We start from the raw sequence: 16665 nt of genomic DNA on the forward strand, positions 1-16665 counted from the left end.
GTCAAAAGCCAGTTCCTTTCTTCTCCAGCAATTCCTTCCAATACAAAGACCTCACCCAATGCCCCGGCTCCACTTCCACCAGTTCAGGAACAGTATGCGAACACTCGCTGCGTGCTGTCGGACAGCGCGGATGAAACCGGCACCCAGTGGGCATGAACCCGATGCTCGGCACGTTGCCCGGAATCGCATTCAACCGCTCAAGCTCATGGCCCAGCTTGGGGACAGAATTCATCAAGGATTTCGTGTAAGGATGCAGCGGCTGTCGTAACATCTTGTTCGCCGGAGCCATCTCCACAATCTGGCCTGCATACATCACAGCCAGACGGTCCGCGATGTCACCCACGATACCCAGATTGTGCGTGATGAGCAGGATACTCATGCCAAGACGCTTTTTCAGGTCCAGCAAAAGTTCCATGATCTGCGCCTGAATCGTCACATCCAACGCTGTCGTCGGCTCATCCGCGATGAGCAACTTCGGCTCAGAGGCCAGCGCCATTGCGATCATCACACGCTGTTGCATACCGCCGGACATCTGATGCGGGTAATCGCGAATGCGCGATTCCGGTGCCGGAATCCCCACGAGCTTGAGCAGCCGTATCACTTCCGCATCCGTAGCGAACTTCGGGCGATGCATCTTCAGCGATTCCTTGATCTGGTTGCCCACGCGGAACACCGGATTCAATGAAGCACTCGGATCTTGGAAAATGTAACTGACCACGCCACCCCGGATGGAGCGTAACTCGCTCTTCCCCATCTTCAACACATCCCGGCCATTCACCAAAATCTCACCCTCAGGATAAATCGCCGGGGGGGAAGGCACGAGCCGCGCGATGGAGAGCGCCGTGACACTCTTGCCACAGCCGCTCTCACCCACGAGGCAGACGGTCTCACCTGCATCCAGGCTGAACGAAACGCCATCCACTGCCCGCAACAGCTTGTCGCCTTGCTTGAAGTCCAGCTTCAGATTTTTGATTTCGAGCAGTGGCATGATTATTATGCGCTCTTGGTGTCCACGGCGTCTCTTAAGCCATCGCCAAGGAAGTTAAAAGCCAGAACGGTGATAAATATCGCTCCGCCAGGAGCCAACAGCCAAGGGTATTCTCTCAAATACTCGGTGTTTTGCGCAGCGCTGAGCATATTTCCCCAGCTCGCCTCGGGTTCCTGGATACCCACCGTGAGGTAGCTCAACACCACTTCACCTAAAATATAGTAAGGGATGCTCAAGGTGGCACCGACAATCAGATATGAGAAAGTGCCCGGGATGATGTGCTTCATCACGATCTGCAAATCTGTCTGCCCCAAAGCCCGAGCTGCCAGCACATACTGCCGCTCACGCAAGGACAAGGCCATGCCACGGATGACCCGAGCCGTCCCAGCCCACCCCACAAAGCTCAAGATCACCACGATGAGCAGATACATCTGTACGGAACTGAGGCTGGAGGGGAACGTCGCGCGCAATGCCAGAATCAAATACAATCCGGGAATAGACATGATAAGCTCGCAAAAGCGCATGATCACAGCGTCCGGCTTGCCGCTGTAATACCCTGATACCGCTCCGATGAACACTCCTATGCCGTAGGAAAGCAAAATCCCGATCAGACCTATTGATAGTGAAATCTGCGCCCCGTAAAGCATCCGTGAAAAAATATCGCGCCCATACTGGTCCGTACCCAGCAGGTAAACCGGGTATGCATCATCGCCAGTGCCGAACAGATGGGTGGTGGATGGGATTAATCCGAGAAACTTGTATTTCTCTCCCTGCACAAAGAGCTGTATCGGCTTCCGGTCTTCACGAATGGCCTCGTATTTGAACGTTCCCGGTTCTGCGAGATGATACTTGGCCATAACCGGTCGGATGCCATCCAAGGAAACCATCGTCGGAGGATGGAAGAACCGCTCACGATCCTGCCGTTCATAACCATACGGTGCGATGAAGCCCGCAAAAGCCGCCATCGTATATAGGATGATCAGGATCACCCCGCCCAGCATCGCAAGTTTCCGTTGCTTCAGCCGACGCCACATGATCTGCCACGGTGACAGATTCACGACATCGTCTGTCACGGCAGATTTGGGATTGATTGCAGGAGTGGCCATTTTATTTGATCCGGATGCGGGGGTCACTCCACGCCAGCAACAGATCGGCAATGAAATTGCCGATCACCAGCAGACCGGTGGCCATGATCACCGTGGCGACCACCAGTTCAAAATCTTTGGCCAAGATGGCCTCGACCGTGAGACGCCCCAACCCCGGCCATGACATCACGTTCTCCACGATGAAGGCCCCGCTCAACAATCCGGCCAGTGAATAGCCGAAGATGGTCAGGAGCGGATTGATGGCGTTCCGTAGTGCATGCTTATACACCACCCAGCCCTCGCTCAACCCCTTGGCCCTGGCCGTCGTCACAAATTCAGCCCGCAAGGTGTCCAAAAGATTCGAGCGCATCTGCCGCATGATTCCCGCCAGTGAACTCGCTGCCAGCACGATGGTAGGCAGGACCAGATGGTGCATGCGGTTCCAAAATTTCTCAGCCGGCGTCATCAGGTCATACAAGGCGCTCTGCGCTCCACCAACCGGGAACCATCCCGTGCCCGCCGCCAGCATCAGCGCCAGCAAAGCCAACAAAACTTCTGGTACAGACAACCCGACAAACGCCACAAACGATGTAGACCGGTCTGCTATTGAATCCTTTTTCACAGCCGCCCAGATCCCCATCGGTATGGCCACGATCCACGCCAATACCAGAGCCAAGAAAGAGAGGATGAAAGTATTCCAAAGCCGTGATCCGATCAGGTCTTTCGCATCCATCTTGTATGCGAGAGAATAACCCAGATCCCCTTTGAAAGCATTGATGAGCCAATACCCGTACGCTACGTAAAACGGCTTGTCCAGATGCCGCTTGGCTTCCATCTCCTTGATTTGCTCAGGCGATATTTGGGGGTTTTGCCTAAGTTGATCGTAGAAGTTACCCGGAGCCGCCCACATGAGCATGAACGTCAAAAAGGAAACGCCTATCAGCAAGGGGATCAGATGCAGGATGCGTTTCGCTATATACTGCCACATGGTGTCTATTCGCTTTCGTCAGCGTGACAAACTTCACCCGCCATTGGCGAGTGAAAATGTCTGATGCCAAGTCCTTTATACCACATTTTCCGCCCCGCTGCATCTTTCATTCTTATCCATTTCATTACCCCGAGAATGCACTCTTTGCCGACTTTTGATTCGACAACTGCCCAACCTGTTCAAGAATCTATCCACTTTATGGAAAAACGCAGTTTGACGCTGGGCCATTCGCCCGACCCGGATGATGCTTTCATGTTCTACGCCTTGGCGAAGGACCTGATCGACAGCCACGGCTTTCAGTTTGAGCATATCTTGCAGGACATCCAGACCCTGAACGAACGCGCCACCCGTGGTGAGCTGGACATCTCCGCCATCAGCATCCACGCCTATGCCTATGTGTGTGATCAATATGCCCTGCTGCCCAGTGGCGCCAGCATGGGTGATGGCTATGGCCCCATGCTCGTGGCCAAGAAGCACTACACGCGTGATGAAATTGCCAAGCTGAAGATCGCCGTCCCCGGCACCATGACCAGCGCGTTCCTCGCGTTGCAATTGTGGATGGGCAAACCCGGCAAGGATTTCAATTACATCGTCGTGCCGTTCGACCAGATCTTCCAAACCGTGCGCTCGGGCCAGGCCGATGTGGGCCTCATCATCCATGAAGGCCAGTTGACCTATGCGAATGAGGGATTGGTCGTGTGCGAAGACCTCGGTGTCTGGTGGGGCAAGGAAAACGATGGTCTGCCCCTGCCCCTCGGCGGCAATGTGATCCATAAGCGCTTCGCCCCTGAAGTGCGCTCCACAATCTCAAACATTCTGACGCAGAGCATCCAATACAGCCTCGATCATCGCCCGGAAGCCGTCCAGCACGCGCTCCAATACGCTCGTGATATGGGCACGGACCTGGCCGATAAATTCGTGGGCATGTACGTGAATCATTGGACGATCGACTACGGTGACAAAGGCCGCGAATCCATCCGCCGCTTCCTCACCCGCGCACACAAGATGGGGCTCATACCGAAAGCGCCGGAATTGGAATTTGTGAAGTGACCGCGACAGGAGCGCGGCTTTTAAGCCGCTTCAATTTTCAAACGCCTGACGTGTTTGATTTATTTTAGGGCGTAAAAATTAAAAACCCCGCATTGGTCACCCAATGCGGGGTTTCTCGTTTTCAGAAAACTTATTTCGCCGCATCCCGCCACAACCACCGCATGGTGTCCGGGAAGATGCTCCCACCATGCTTGCCGTTGTGGCCGCCATCGCCGAACTCGAACTTGTAATCCCAGCCCGCATACTTCAATGCCGCTGCCATGTCCTGATTCGCCAGCGGCCAATTGCCGTGCATGTTGTCGAGATCGTTGGAGCCATCCTGCAAGAACACACGGATCTTGCGACGCCCCTCCAGCAATGCCGCCGTGGATGGCAGATAATAATTCTTCGCATTCTCCGGCTTAGTCTTGCGGATCAGCGCTGGATACACATATCCGCCACGGATATTCGTGAAGCTGCCGATGTGGCTCACCACCTTGCCGAACACATGCGGCTTCTCCCACGCCACGGTGAAAGCACAGATCGCACCTGAACTGTTTCCACAGATGGCGCGATCCGCCGGGTTCTTGCTGATGTTATATTTCTTCTCCAATCCCGGCAGCATCTCTTCCACCAAGAACTTCGCATACAAATCAAACACGGAATCATACTCGTAACTGCGATTTGAGCGCGCCTGCTGTCCTTTTTCCGCTGCCGGATAACTGCCCGGATTGATGAACAGCGCGATCGTCACCGGCATCTCCTTGGCCGCGATCAGATTATCAAACACCACCGGCACACGGTAAGACCCGTTCGCGCTCACCATGCCGCCGCCATCCTGAAACACCATCAGGCTCGCGGGCTTCGCGGCATCATACTGTGCTGGCACATAGATCCAGTAATCGCGCGTCGTTCCGGGGAAAGTCTTGCTCTCGCTGAGCGTGAACTTCTCTATTTTCCCCTGCGGCACACCTTGTTTCACTTGGGAATCCGGCCCCAACTTATAATCATCCGCAGCTTGAACACTGCTCACGGCCAACGAACACAACAATGCGGCCAAAACACGATTCTTACGGAGAAATTGCATACCCGAGATACTGCGCGAGAACTCCCTACTGTCAATGCTCGGCGAAATGAAGGAACCGTCAATGAGCCTCTATAGACCAATAAATATTTTCAAGATACTGTCCTGAAACAGCCAGGCCGTTCGTCGTGATAATGAAAGACAACAACATCACAAAAAAATATGACCGCCAACCAAACCAATACCGTCCGCCTCCACCGAGTCCTCCGCGCCACGCCCGAGCGGGTTTACCGCGCGTTTCTGGACGCCGATGCGAAAGCCAAGTGGCTGCCCCCTAACGGATTCACAGGCAAAGTTCATCACTCCGAGGCAAAAGTCGGTGGAACCTACAAGATGTCCTTCACCAATTTCACAACCGGCAGCAGCCATTCCTTCGGCGGGACCTATGTGGAACTGAAACCTCATGAACTTATCCGTTATACCGACCGTTTCGATGATCCGAATCTACCCGGTGAGATGCATGTGACCGTTACCTTGAAAGAGGTCTTTTGCGGTACAGAACTGAATGTCACCCAGGAAGGAATTCCTGCCGTGATTCCCGCCGAGGCGTGCTACATGGGTTGGCAGGAATCACTGATTCTCCTGGCCAAACTGGTGGAGGTCGAAATCCCCGACCAGCCGTAAACGCTTCACCCTCAGATTTTAATCTTCCTCACCACCTGCTGGTTCGCCTCCCAGTAGGTTTTCTTCAGCTTGATCGTCGGATCATCCGCTGAAGGCTGCACGCGATCGTCCTCATCCGTCGCGCGTGACACCAGCGTGTGTTCGCCTTCCGCCGCTCCTTTCCAATCATAGCTCCAGAACGTCCACGAATACTTGGACTTGTTCGTCTTGTCCAAGGTCACCTTGCGCCACTCGCCATCGTCCAGCTTGAGCTCAACTGATTTGATCGGCGTCCCATCGCTCCATGCCGCTCCCTGCACACGCAATGTGCCATCCTTCAGCTTCAACACTCGTGCCACGATGCTCTTCACATTCATGAAGCTCACCGACGTCTCTCGATACAGCACATCGCCATCCGGCTGCTCCTCGCCGCGAATGGTCACATACTCGCGCGCCATGTACTTGCTCATGAAGCGCCGGTCCTGCACTTCGATACGCGCCAGCCACTTCACCCACGCGATGCCATACCAACCCGGCACGATGAGCCGTAGCGGGAATCCATGCTCCTTCGGCAACGGCTTCCCATTCATCTCCCAGCACAGCATGATCTTGTCCTGCATCGCATCGGTCAGCGACAGGCTGCGAGAGAAACGCATATCGAACTCCGCCTCGCGCACCTTCTCCTTCTTCTCATCATGCCCGATAAAGACGACCTCGATACCGCGCTTCTTGACGCCACACTCCTTGAGGATCGGTGCCAGAGGCGTGCCCTTCCATTTCACATTTGCCACTGCGCCCATGAAATTATTACTCGCGCCATTGCCGCCGCACTCCAGCGTGGCCATGATCTCCTTCTGCGGCCGTTTCTTCAGGTCGGCCAACGTGAGAGTCACCGGCTTCTCTACGAATCCGCTGATCTCTAACTTCCATTTATCCTCTTCCAGCGCGGGCGTGTTGTAGTGGCTCACCAAATACACGCTCTCATTCGGCGTCGTCCACGTCTTGAGTTCCTCCCATTGCACCATTGGCCGGTTCGGATTCTTCGGCTGAGGCGTGGTGAATGGCACCAGCACCGCATCTTCCTCAGGTCCTGCAAAGCCAAATACCGATAACGGCCGCTGTGCAAATGCCAGTGCTGCAAACGCGACACTGCCTTTCAAGACCGATCGACGCGAAATGGTTTTCATATGTGTTAAATCACAACCGTGGTGCTTTCGGCATGAAAGGCGTCATAAAGTTCGGGGCACCCTTCACATTGATCTTACGCTTATAGATCACCGGTCCGCACGCCGCATAAACCGTATCGAAATTCTCGCCACCGAAATCCAGATTCGACACGCGGCCATTCGGCGTCGGGATGATGCAATTCACGCGACCCGCCTGATCGCACACTTGCAGGCCCATCGCCGTGGCCACCCATAGGCGACCATCCTTATCCACCCGCATACCATCGGAGCCCGCGTCCTGGCGGTTATCCGGCTCGTGCAACCAGAAATACTTCTGCTTGTGCTGCAACGTGCCATCCGCCTTCACCTGATAGCTATAAACCCAGCGCGTCTTCATATCCGAGACATACAGCAACGTCTGATCCGGCGAGAGCGTGATGCCATTTGCAAAGATCAATCCCGAGTCCACCACACTCTTCGTGCCGTCCGGTTTGATGAGCCACACCTTGCTCGGGCTCACCTTGTCCCAGCTCGATTCCGTCACGTAGATGTTCCCATTATTGGCCACCGTCAGGTCATTACCGCGAAAACCAGAGGCAACCACTGTCGCCTTCCCATCCGCCGCATACGCCACGATGTTACTCGTCGCCATCGCCACCGTGTATAGGCGGCCATCTGGTCCGAAGCGCTGGCCATCTCCCAAGTTATTATCCTCCACGAACGTCACCGCCTTGCCATCCACCAGCTTCATCGTCTTCTTCATCCCACCCGTGTTGAAGAACACTTCGCCCTTGGCATTCACCGCCACGCCTTCCGTGCCTTTATAACCTTCCGAAGCGATCTGCCACTCCTCGCCTGGAATCAGAATCTCCTTCAACTGCGGTGAGCCCTGGCCCTTCTTCACCGGCTCCGGCCAGCCCTTCCACAAGAAGCGCATGCCATCCGGGAAGACTGCTGTGCCGTGCTTTCCGTTGTGACCGCCTTCACCCCAGATGAATGAGTGTTCATAGCCCGCGAACGCGAATGACCGCTGCATCGCCTGATTCACGATCCACCAATCACCAGCATAGATGTTCAAGTCATTGCTGCCGTCCTGCAAAAACACGCGCAACGGCTTCGGCTCCGATTTACGCACCAGAATAGGATACTCATCCGCCCCGCGCAGGCCGACGTAAGTGCCCACTACACTGAACACGCGACTGAACGCATCCGGCCGTTCCCACGCCGCCGTGAAGGCACACACCGCACCGCTGCTCGAACCGCCGATCGCCCGGTCATTGCCGTTCTTCGAGAGCACAATCGCCCGCCCATCCGCCGTCTTCTTCGTCTCCACCTCAGGCAGCAATTCTTCCAAGATCATCTTCGCGTAATCCCCGCCCAACCCATCATATTCATAACTGCGATTGAACCGGTTCAGTGCGTTCGTGCTCGGCGCTTTTACCACACCCGGCGTCGCAAAAACACCGATCGTCACCGGCATCTCCTTCTTGTGAATCAGATTGTCGAACACCGTCGCTGTATTCCATCCCTGCGGACCGTCTTGGTTCACATAAACACACGCGGGCGTCTTGCCATCATACTGCTTCGGCACATAGATCGTCACCTCTCGCGTCGTGGCCGGAAACACCTTGCTCTTCTCGAAAGTGAACTTGATCAACTCTCCCTGCGGCACCCCTTCCTGCTTCTTGGAATCAGGGTGCGGTGGATACTCATCCGCCGCAAACGAACTGGCCGCAATAAGCAAAGACGAAGCAAACGCAAAAACAGATGTCAGGCGCATAGATTGAATGCGCATGATTATGAAGGCCGCCTCGCCAAATTCAATCAGATGTTACTCCCCATCACCGTAGCCGCCGAGGTGACGAGGCGGAACTAACTTTCCTTCATCATTGCGCAGCCCCCATCTCATCCCCAATCCGCGCATACAATTCCCGGCACTGCTTCGTATTCTCCACCAAGTCAGCCGATAATTGAATCCGTCCCGGCTCAAAGATTGTGATCGTCGAACTGCCACCAAATTTGAAATACCCCTTCTCATCCCCCTTCTCCACCTTCTTGCCCGCCTGATAAGTTTGCACGGCAGAACCCACATTCGTCGCGCCGATCTCCAGCAGCAGCACGCGCCCGAAGTTATCTGTCTCCAATACCGTCAACCAACGACGGTTCTCCCACAAATAAGATAGTTTCTGCCGCAACGCGATCGGGTTCACCGAATACAACGGTCCATTCAACAATTTGGTTTCCGATGGCACGCCTGCCGCCGTGAAGTGAAACCGATGATAATCCACCGGGCACAGACGCGAGAGAATCAATGTCCCCTTCGCATACTTCGCCGCCAAGGCCGCATCACTCAAAAGCGCAGGCAGATCAAACTTCTGTCCCTTCACGAAGACCCCATCTACCTGCGACACATCCTGAAAGCCCAAGTGCCGCGCATCTGCTGGGAACACCACCACATCCGGATCCATCTCGATCGGACGCGCCGACGGCTTCAGCTTCCGGTAAAAAAACTCGTTGAAGGTCTGGTAGGAGTCTGGTGCATCCGCGAAGTCCTCAGCCTTCAGTTTGAATTCCTTGATGAACTTGTCCACCTTCTCGCGACTCGCCAGGCTGTCCATCCGCCAGCCATACCAGCGTGAGAAAAATGCGCGCTTCGCCACCAGCTCCAGCGACAGCTTTCCCAATGGATTGCCATAGGTCCAGTCCAGCCACGCCGCCCCATACACCTGCTCCTGCTCCAATTTGCCGGTGTAGCGGTTAAAAAATTCGATTGCTTCAGTCTCAGCCATGAGTCTCCAAACCTACACCGGAATAAGCGCCTTCACCAGCTTTTGCAGTTGAGCGGGCGTATGTTCGCTAGAGATCGCGAAACGAAAATAGCCATTCTTCGGCCCGCCAGGATAATGAATAAACGGCGGATAAATCCCTTCCTCCAGCAACTTCTTTCTCAATATTTCCGCTTCCGCCTCAGACTTCGGCATAACTGGAAAGATCGGACTTTCATTTTCAGACAAGGCTACCCCTGCAAGGTGCAGAGCCTTCCGCAACCACCGGATATTTGCGAACAACCGCTTTCTCAATCCCGCATCCCTTGCCCGTTCAGCTATCGCCGCCAGACATCCATTCACCAGCGGTAAGGGCATGGGCGTATTCCCCACCAGCAAACGGCTCTTCGTTAAAATCAATTCATGCCATTTCGCCGGGGCCAGAATCGCACCACCATAGACACCGAACGCCTTACTCAGCGTCACCGTCTGGATCACGCGATTCCTCGACACCTTGCAATGCTCCACGCTCCCACGTCCCTTCGTGCCTAGCACGCCTGCAGCATGCGCATCATCCACCAGCACCACACTCTCCTCCGGTAAGATCGTGAGGTAATCCTTCAACGGTGCCAGCGAACCGTCATGCGCGAACATCCCATCCGTCATCACCAGACAACGCTGCGGTGAACCCGCATCCCGCCATTTCGTCAGCAATGACCCCGGAGAACGATGCGCGAAGACTGTGATTGGCACCCCCATCAACTGCGCCGCATCTTTCAATGAAGCATGCGCGAGTTCATCTAGGAACACCCGCTGCACCTCACCCTCGAGTCCTTGCGCCACCGCCAGATTCGTCAGGTAACCATTGGATGTCAGGACCGCCTCCTTCACGCCAAAGAATTTCGCCAGTGCCCCCTCCAGCTTCCCATACAGCGCATGATTCCCCGTAGTGCGACGCGAGGCGGCGACATTCACGCCATACTTGCTCACGCCCTCTTTCACCGCGCGCAACACCTTCGGATGACTCGCCAGCCGGAAATAATCGCACCCCGCGAAGTAAATCAGCTTCTTCCCTTTCCAGCACACATACGTGCGGTCGACTTGTTGCAACTCATCAGACATAAACGAAATCATCTCTCAACCAAGCTTAGCGTTCTCACAAAACGGTCTACGATGGAATCATGAACTGAATCTATACGTTTAGCCTTCGTATCGTGCATCACCGAGATCAGAAAATCCCCTCCTCTGAACCGCCAATTCCTGATACGAAACCAAGCCTCAAAATCTTTGTTCCAAAGCCCACATTCCATATCCGGCTCTCGCAACGTGTCCTCTTCGTCGAGCGTCTTGTAAAGAGAGGTGACAAGCCGCCAATCTTTCACCGTCACTGGATGTGCTTTGTCCTGATCTTTCTCAAAGTCTGCTTGAGATTTAGTCCAAACAGAAAAGATTTCGCCTCCGGGATTTTTGGCTGCGAAAGAAATACCATTTCCAAGATCCCTCACAATCCACTCGACCGGCAGCTCCGCCTCCCAGTAATCCTGATACCGGTAGCGGTAAAATCTGACCGGCATTTCCATATCATTTCTCCTGCTTTCTAGGCCCGATCGGTTCCCGCGAGATCACCATCTCATCGATGTAAACGTGATAGTCCGCCTTCGCTGTCCACGTCCCGCCGTAATAGACATTCAGCCACACCATCTCCACCTTCAGCGTATCCACCGCACGCATCCGGATATCGGTTTTCTCGAACGCCAGCTTTCCATCCACCCAGCCGCGCAGGATGCCATCCGCCTTGCCCACGGTGTTCAACTTCACGTACTGCTCGATGCAATACCAGCGGTTGTTCTCCAGATAACCCAGCTTGTCCTTATCCCAAATCCATTCCGAGCCATACTGCCCCTTCATATCCATGTGATAGCAATAAAACCCGATAGGCAGCTTCCCTTCGCGACGGCTCGCAAAGAGTCCTCGCGCCGACCATCCATCCGTGCCATTCACCGGGCGACCGCCCCAACCGGCTTTTCCATAAGTGCCACCCACACCGGGAAATTTGCCGCCCTGCGTTCCCGTCCAATCATCTGCTAACCGGATGTAATAGCGGAAATAAACTTCTTCCGGCTCACTGCCCGTCCGTTTCTTGAAAGCATACTCCACACTGGTGCCATAGTGGCCATCCTTCTCCACCTTCACCCGCAGCGCCTTGCCGGAGAGCGGCTCGAACTTTCGTGATTCATCGACTGAAACAAGTTCACAATTCTGCGGTAGCTGCTTCTCACCCCAAGCCTTGAACCAGTCCGCCTGCTCGAAATCTGCCGTAAAATAAACCGCCTTGTTCGTGCTCTGGGAAAAACTCACGCACGGCAACAATAAAAGTCCGGCGAGACAGAACCACAGTTTGACAATGGTGCTCATAGTTTTGCTGATGAGGATGACGTGAAGGCTATCGCATCCTTTCTAGCATTGCTATCCAAACAAAAACGCCCGGCAGCCATTGGCCACCGGGCGTTCTCTGAAATCACTTCAGCTTACTTCAACTCGGCCGACCAGAACTCATACCAGTCGTCCAGGTTGTTCAGGTTGATCGCGTCAGGCAGCACGCCGCCGTCATCGTTCAAGCCGTTGGCCTTCAGGATGCCCTTGCGGGTGTCGTCAGCATGGATGTAACCGGCGATGGACACATTCAGCTTGTGGATGTTGCCCTTCGTGAGGTTCACGCCCGGCTGTTGCTTGATCCAGGACTCGAACTGCACGTAGGTCGGCTTGCTTTCCTTGATGAATTTCTTCACCGCGTCAGCATTCAGGCCCAGCGCGCTCACGACCATGGAGTCGTAACCAGCACCGATGCCCGGATAGCCGTCAGCCAGCTTGCCAGCAGCTTCGAGGGAAACCTTCTGCCACAAACGGGGCAGATGCAGAACACCCAGCGGACCGGCTGTGCCGGAGCTGATCAAAGGAACGATTTTGCTCATAGATTGATAGAGTGGTTAACGGGCCAAAACCATAGTAAAACGGGGCATACAGGGTCAACGGCATTTTCCCGGTTCACCACATTGTAACGCAGCCCTGAAATCCGTGTGTCAGGTTAATTTCAGCTTTTCCCGAAGGTTTTTCGCGAATAACCTGCCGCGACCATTGGAGAAAACTACATAACAATTATACTTATGTTCATCCGTAATTCCCTCGTCGTCGCCGGTCTGCTGGCTGTGGCTGTCGCTTTCGGCGCTACCTTCGCCCAATCGCAGGAACGCGCTGCCGCACAGAAATATGAAGTCGCCGTCATCAAGTTCGACGGCCCCGACCGCATTGCTTACATCCTTCCCGGCAACACTCAGAAGGCCCGAATCACCGATGAGATCGAGATCCCCAAAGGCGTGCATGATGAAGCCTTCTGTCTGGCTGTCGCCGCCAACAAACTCGCAAAGGATGGCTGGGAACCCGTCAGCATCGACGGCACCCGCATCATGATGAAGCGTGCGGTGAAGTGATGTAGCCGTCGAGGTCAGGAGGCGGAACACACTAGCTTCGTCATCTTCTCCCTCGCCAAATCATCTGCTGTCGTTAACCTTTCGGCCAATCCCGGAAGGCATGATTGTCTTTCCGGCATGATGATTTATGCCACGTCTTTCACGCATCCTTTTCGCCTTGCTGGTCACCCTTGTCTGCGCCACGTCCCTGCGCGCCGCTGATCCCCTCTGGCTCCGTTACCCCGCCCTCTCGCCGGATGGCACCAAGATCGTCTTCAGCTATCGCGGTGACCTTTACATCGTCCCGAGTAAAGGCGGCAGCGCCATTCCGCTCACCATGCACGAGGCGCAGGACTTCATGCCCGTGTGGTCGCCGGATGGTAAGAGCATCGCATTCGCGTCTGATCGTCATGGGAATTTCGATGTGTTCCTCATCCCCGCTGAAGGCGGAGAAGCCAAGCGCCTCACGTATCATTCTGCGTATGATTACCCCACGGACTTCACGCCGGATGGCAAGAACGTGCTCTTCTATTCGCAACGGATGGATTCGCCGCTGAACCAGCAATTCCCGAATCGCACGCTCCAGGAGCTGTATCAAATCCCCATCGATGGCGGTCGCCCGTATCAGATCCTCACCACGCCTGCGCAAGATGCGCGCTTCGATAAAGCGGGCACACGCATCCTCTATCATGACCGTAAAGGTTATGAAAACGAGTGGCGCAAGCATCACACCTCCTCCATCGCGCGTGATGTGTGGATGTATGACAAGGAATCCGGCAAGCACACGCAGTTGACCTCATTCAACGGCGAAGACCGCAATCCCATCTGGAGCCCGAACGAGAAGGAAGTTTATTACCTCAGCGAAAAGAGCGGTTCGTTCAATGTCTGGAAAATGCCTTTGGCCACTCCGGATAAAGCCGTCCAAGTCACCGAGCACACGAATCATCCCGTGCGTTTCCTCAGTTCCTCGAAGAAAGGCGACCTCTGCTATAGCTACGATGGCGAGCTTTACCTCGTGAAAGGCGGGAGCGGTAAACCGCAGAAGGTTTCCATCCAGATCGCCGCTGATCGCAAGCGCAACGATTCGCAATTCGTGAACCTCAGCGGTGATGCCACCGAGATGGCGCTCTCGCCGAAGGGCAAGGAGATCGCGTTCGTCGTGCGCGGAGAGATCTTCGTGGTGTCCATTGATCACAAGATCACCAAGCGCATCACGAACACGCCCGAGCAGGAGCGCTCAATCAGCTTCAGCCCGGATGGCCGCAAACTCCTCTACGCCGGCGAACGCAACGGCAGCTGGAACATTTACGAAGCGAGCATCGCGCGCGAGGAAGACCTGCATTTCTACAGCTCCACGCTCATCAATGAAACTGCGCTGCTGGGCGACGCCGCCGAAACCTTCCAGCCACGTTATTCGCCGGATGGTAAGGAAGTCGCCTATCTGGAAGAGCGCACCACGCTCAAGGTCTTGAATCTCGCGAGCAAGCAGAGCCGCGTGGTGCTGCCCGGTGACGCGAATTATTCCTACACGGATGGCGATCAGTGGTTCGATTGGTCACCCGATGGCAAATGGTTCCTCGTCAATTTTCTCGATAAGAACCGCTGGTCCATGGAGGTCGGCCTGCTGGATGCCGCTGGTGGCAAACCGCCTGTGAACCTCACGAAGAGCGGTTATGAAGATGAGCGTCCACAATGGATGATGAAAGGCAAGCTGTTGCTCTGGTTCACCGATCGTCACGGCATGCGTAGTCATGGCAGTTGGGGTGCGAATCAGGACGCCTACGGCATGTTCCTCACGCAGGAAGCCTATGATCGTTTCAATCAGACGAAGGCCGAATACGAGCTGCTCCAAGAACGCGAAAAGAAAGATAAGGACAAAGAAAAGGATAAGAAGGACGACGACAAGAAACCGGCGGAGGACAAAGACAAAAAGCCGGATGAAGCGAAGAAAGACGAGCCCAAGAAAGAGGCCACCGCTAAGGATGAGAAGAAGGATAAAGATAAAGAAAAAGTCGAGCCGGTGAAGATCGAATTGGATGGCATCGAGAAGCGCGTCACGCGCCTGACCATTCATTCCTCTGACCTTGCGGATGCGGTCATCACACCGGATGGCGAGACGCTCCTCTACCTCGCGAAGTTCGAGAAAGGCTACGATCTCTGGCAGCACAAGCCGCGTGAGAGCGAGACGAAGCTGCTCGTGAAGCTGGGCGCGGACTCCGGTCGGCTGCACATGGATGAGGAAGGCAAAAACGTCTTTGTGCTCGCTGGCGGCAAGATCACGAAGGTGGAGATCAGCGGAGCCAAGCAGACGGGCATCAACTTCAGTGCGGAGATGGAATTGAATCGCGCAGCGGAACGCGCCTACATCTTCGAGCACGCGTGGCGTCAGGTGTTGAAGAAATTTTACGTGAAGGATCTGCACAAGGTGGATTGGGCCTTGTATGAAAAGGCTTACGCCCGCTTCCTCCCGCACATCGATAATAACTGGGACTTCGCCGAGATGCTGAGCGAGATGCTCGGTGAATTGAATGCCTCCCACACGGGCAGCGGTTATCGCCCCTCCACGCCGAATGGCGACAGCACGGCGAACTTGGGCGCGTTCTTCGAGAACACGCCGAAGGGCCCCGGCTGGAAGATTCTGGAAGTGATCGAGAACGGTCCCTTGGACAAGTCCGGCATGAAGATCAAGGCGGGCCAGGTCATCGAGAAGATCGATGGCGTGACCATCGACGAGAACACGAATCCTTACGCCCTGCTGAACCGCAAGGCGAACAAGCCGGTGCTGCTCTCGCTGCTCGATCCGGCCAACAACACGCGCTGGGATGAAACGGTGAAACCCATCACGCAAGGTGATGAGGATGAACTGCTCTACCAACGCTGGATCAAGTCACGCCGCGAGATGGTGGATAAACTCTCCGGCGGCAAGATCGGTTACGCGCACATCCGCAGCATGGGTGACACCGCTTTCCGTGATTTCTACTCGGAAGTCTTGGGTCGCAACACGGACAAGCAAGCCATCGTGATCGACACGCGCTTCAACGGTGGCGGCTGGTTGCATGATGACCTCACGGACCTCTTGAGCGGCAAGAGCTACTTCACCTATATCCCGCGTGATAACGTCATCGGCCACGACCCCATGCAGAAGTGGCAGAAGAAAACGGCCGTTGTGATGGGCGAGAGCAATTACTCGAACGCGCACATGTTCCCCCTGCTCTACAAGACGCTGGGCATCGGTGAACTCGTCGGCATGCCCGTCCCCGGCACCGGCACGGCTGTCTGGTGGGAAACGCAGATGGACAAGACGATCTACTTCGGCATCCCGCAAGTGGGCATCAAAGACCGCCAAGGCAAGTATCTGGAGAATCAACAACTGGAACCGGATCACCGCGTCAGCAACGACCCGGAATCCGTCGCGAAGGGCAAGGATTTGCAGTTGGAGAAGGCGGTGGAGGTGTTGTTGAAGTAAAATCAGTGGCGAAATCGGAAATCA

Annotated in this window: 15 protein-coding genes; 4 read left to right on the forward strand and 11 right to left on the reverse strand. The window is 55.1% G+C overall.

All coding sequences use genetic code 11. From position 1 onward, the window contains the following. Position 1 precedes the first annotated feature (1 nt). Genes VGH19_19770 through VGH19_19780 form a run of 3 tightly spaced genes read right to left on the reverse strand, consistent with a single transcriptional unit; the run spans position 2 to position 3061 of the window. Positions 2-988 carry an ABC transporter ATP-binding protein gene (locus VGH19_19770; GenBank protein HEY1173613.1) on the reverse strand — a complete coding sequence of 329 codons (987 nt, stop codon included), beginning with the start codon at positions 986-988 and terminating at the stop codon, positions 2-4. Between the two features lie 5 nt (positions 989-993). Then, positions 994-2094, reverse strand: coding sequence for an ABC transporter permease (locus VGH19_19775; GenBank protein HEY1173614.1), 1101 nt, complete (start codon positions 2092-2094; stop codon positions 994-996). Between the two features lies 1 nt (position 2095). Continuing rightward, a complete protein-coding gene (locus VGH19_19780) occupies positions 2096-3061 on the reverse strand; it encodes an ABC transporter permease (GenBank protein HEY1173615.1) in 966 nt (321 codons plus the stop codon). Positions 3062-3259: 198 nt separating this feature from the next. Here VGH19_19780 and VGH19_19785 point away from each other — a divergent pair, with 198 nt between their 5' ends. Next, complete coding sequence (locus VGH19_19785; GenBank protein HEY1173616.1) at positions 3260-4111, forward strand: MqnA/MqnD/SBP family protein; 852 nt, start codon at positions 3260-3262, stop codon at positions 4109-4111. 130 nt (positions 4112-4241) lie between these two features. Here the strand turns inward: VGH19_19785 and VGH19_19790 are convergent, their stop codons facing one another. Continuing rightward, positions 4242-5177 (reverse strand): alpha/beta hydrolase-fold protein, encoded by a 936-nt coding sequence (locus tag VGH19_19790; protein HEY1173617.1) that lies wholly within the window; start codon positions 5175-5177, stop codon positions 4242-4244. A 159-nt stretch (positions 5178-5336) separates the two neighbouring features. On the opposite strand from VGH19_19790, the gene VGH19_19795 reads away from it, so the two are divergent. Then, positions 5337-5798: an SRPBCC family protein gene (locus tag VGH19_19795; GenBank protein HEY1173618.1), complete on the forward strand. Its 462-nt coding sequence runs from the start codon at positions 5337-5339 to the stop codon at positions 5796-5798. 11 nt (positions 5799-5809) lie between these two features. Here the strand turns inward: VGH19_19795 and VGH19_19800 are convergent, their stop codons facing one another. From VGH19_19800 to VGH19_19830, 7 genes are all read right to left on the reverse strand, one after another. Then, positions 5810-6964: a sulfite oxidase gene (locus VGH19_19800; GenBank protein HEY1173619.1), complete on the reverse strand. Its 1155-nt coding sequence runs from the start codon at positions 6962-6964 to the stop codon at positions 5810-5812. Between the two features lie 10 nt (positions 6965-6974). Then, entirely contained in the window at positions 6975-8723 is a 1749-nt protein-coding gene (locus VGH19_19805; GenBank protein HEY1173620.1) for an SMP-30/gluconolactonase/LRE family protein, read from the reverse strand. A 106-nt stretch (positions 8724-8829) separates the two neighbouring features. Next, complete coding sequence (locus VGH19_19810; protein HEY1173621.1) at positions 8830-9732, reverse strand: phosphatidylserine decarboxylase; 903 nt, start codon at positions 9730-9732, stop codon at positions 8830-8832. A gap of 12 nt (positions 9733-9744) precedes the next feature. After that, a complete protein-coding gene (locus VGH19_19815) occupies positions 9745-10830 on the reverse strand; it encodes a pyridoxal phosphate-dependent aminotransferase family protein (protein ID HEY1173622.1) in 1086 nt (361 codons plus the stop codon). An 8-nt stretch (positions 10831-10838) separates the two neighbouring features. After that, the gene (locus VGH19_19820) at positions 10839-11288 is read right to left on the reverse strand and encodes a hypothetical protein (protein HEY1173623.1); all 450 of its coding nucleotides are present in this window, start codon (positions 11286-11288) and stop codon (positions 10839-10841) included. 1 nt (position 11289) lies between these two features. Next, on the reverse strand, positions 11290-12123 hold the full coding sequence (locus VGH19_19825; protein HEY1173624.1) for a hypothetical protein: 834 nt from the start codon (positions 12121-12123) through the stop codon (positions 11290-11292). A gap of 113 nt (positions 12124-12236) precedes the next feature. After that, positions 12237-12680: a DUF5069 domain-containing protein gene (locus VGH19_19830; protein ID HEY1173625.1), complete on the reverse strand. Its 444-nt coding sequence runs from the start codon at positions 12678-12680 to the stop codon at positions 12237-12239. Positions 12681-12872: 192 nt separating this feature from the next. On the opposite strand from VGH19_19830, the gene VGH19_19835 reads away from it, so the two are divergent. Then, complete coding sequence (locus VGH19_19835) at positions 12873-13196, forward strand: hypothetical protein (protein ID HEY1173626.1); 324 nt, start codon at positions 12873-12875, stop codon at positions 13194-13196. A 127-nt stretch (positions 13197-13323) separates the two neighbouring features. After that, positions 13324-16641 carry a DPP IV N-terminal domain-containing protein gene (locus VGH19_19840; GenBank protein ID HEY1173627.1) on the forward strand — a complete coding sequence of 1106 codons (3318 nt, stop codon included), beginning with the start codon at positions 13324-13326 and terminating at the stop codon, positions 16639-16641. Positions 16642-16665 lie beyond the last annotated feature (24 nt).

This window comes from Verrucomicrobiia bacterium, assembly GCA_036405135.1.
Taxonomy (GTDB): domain Bacteria; phylum Verrucomicrobiota; class Verrucomicrobiia; order Limisphaerales; family JAEYXS01; genus JAEYXS01.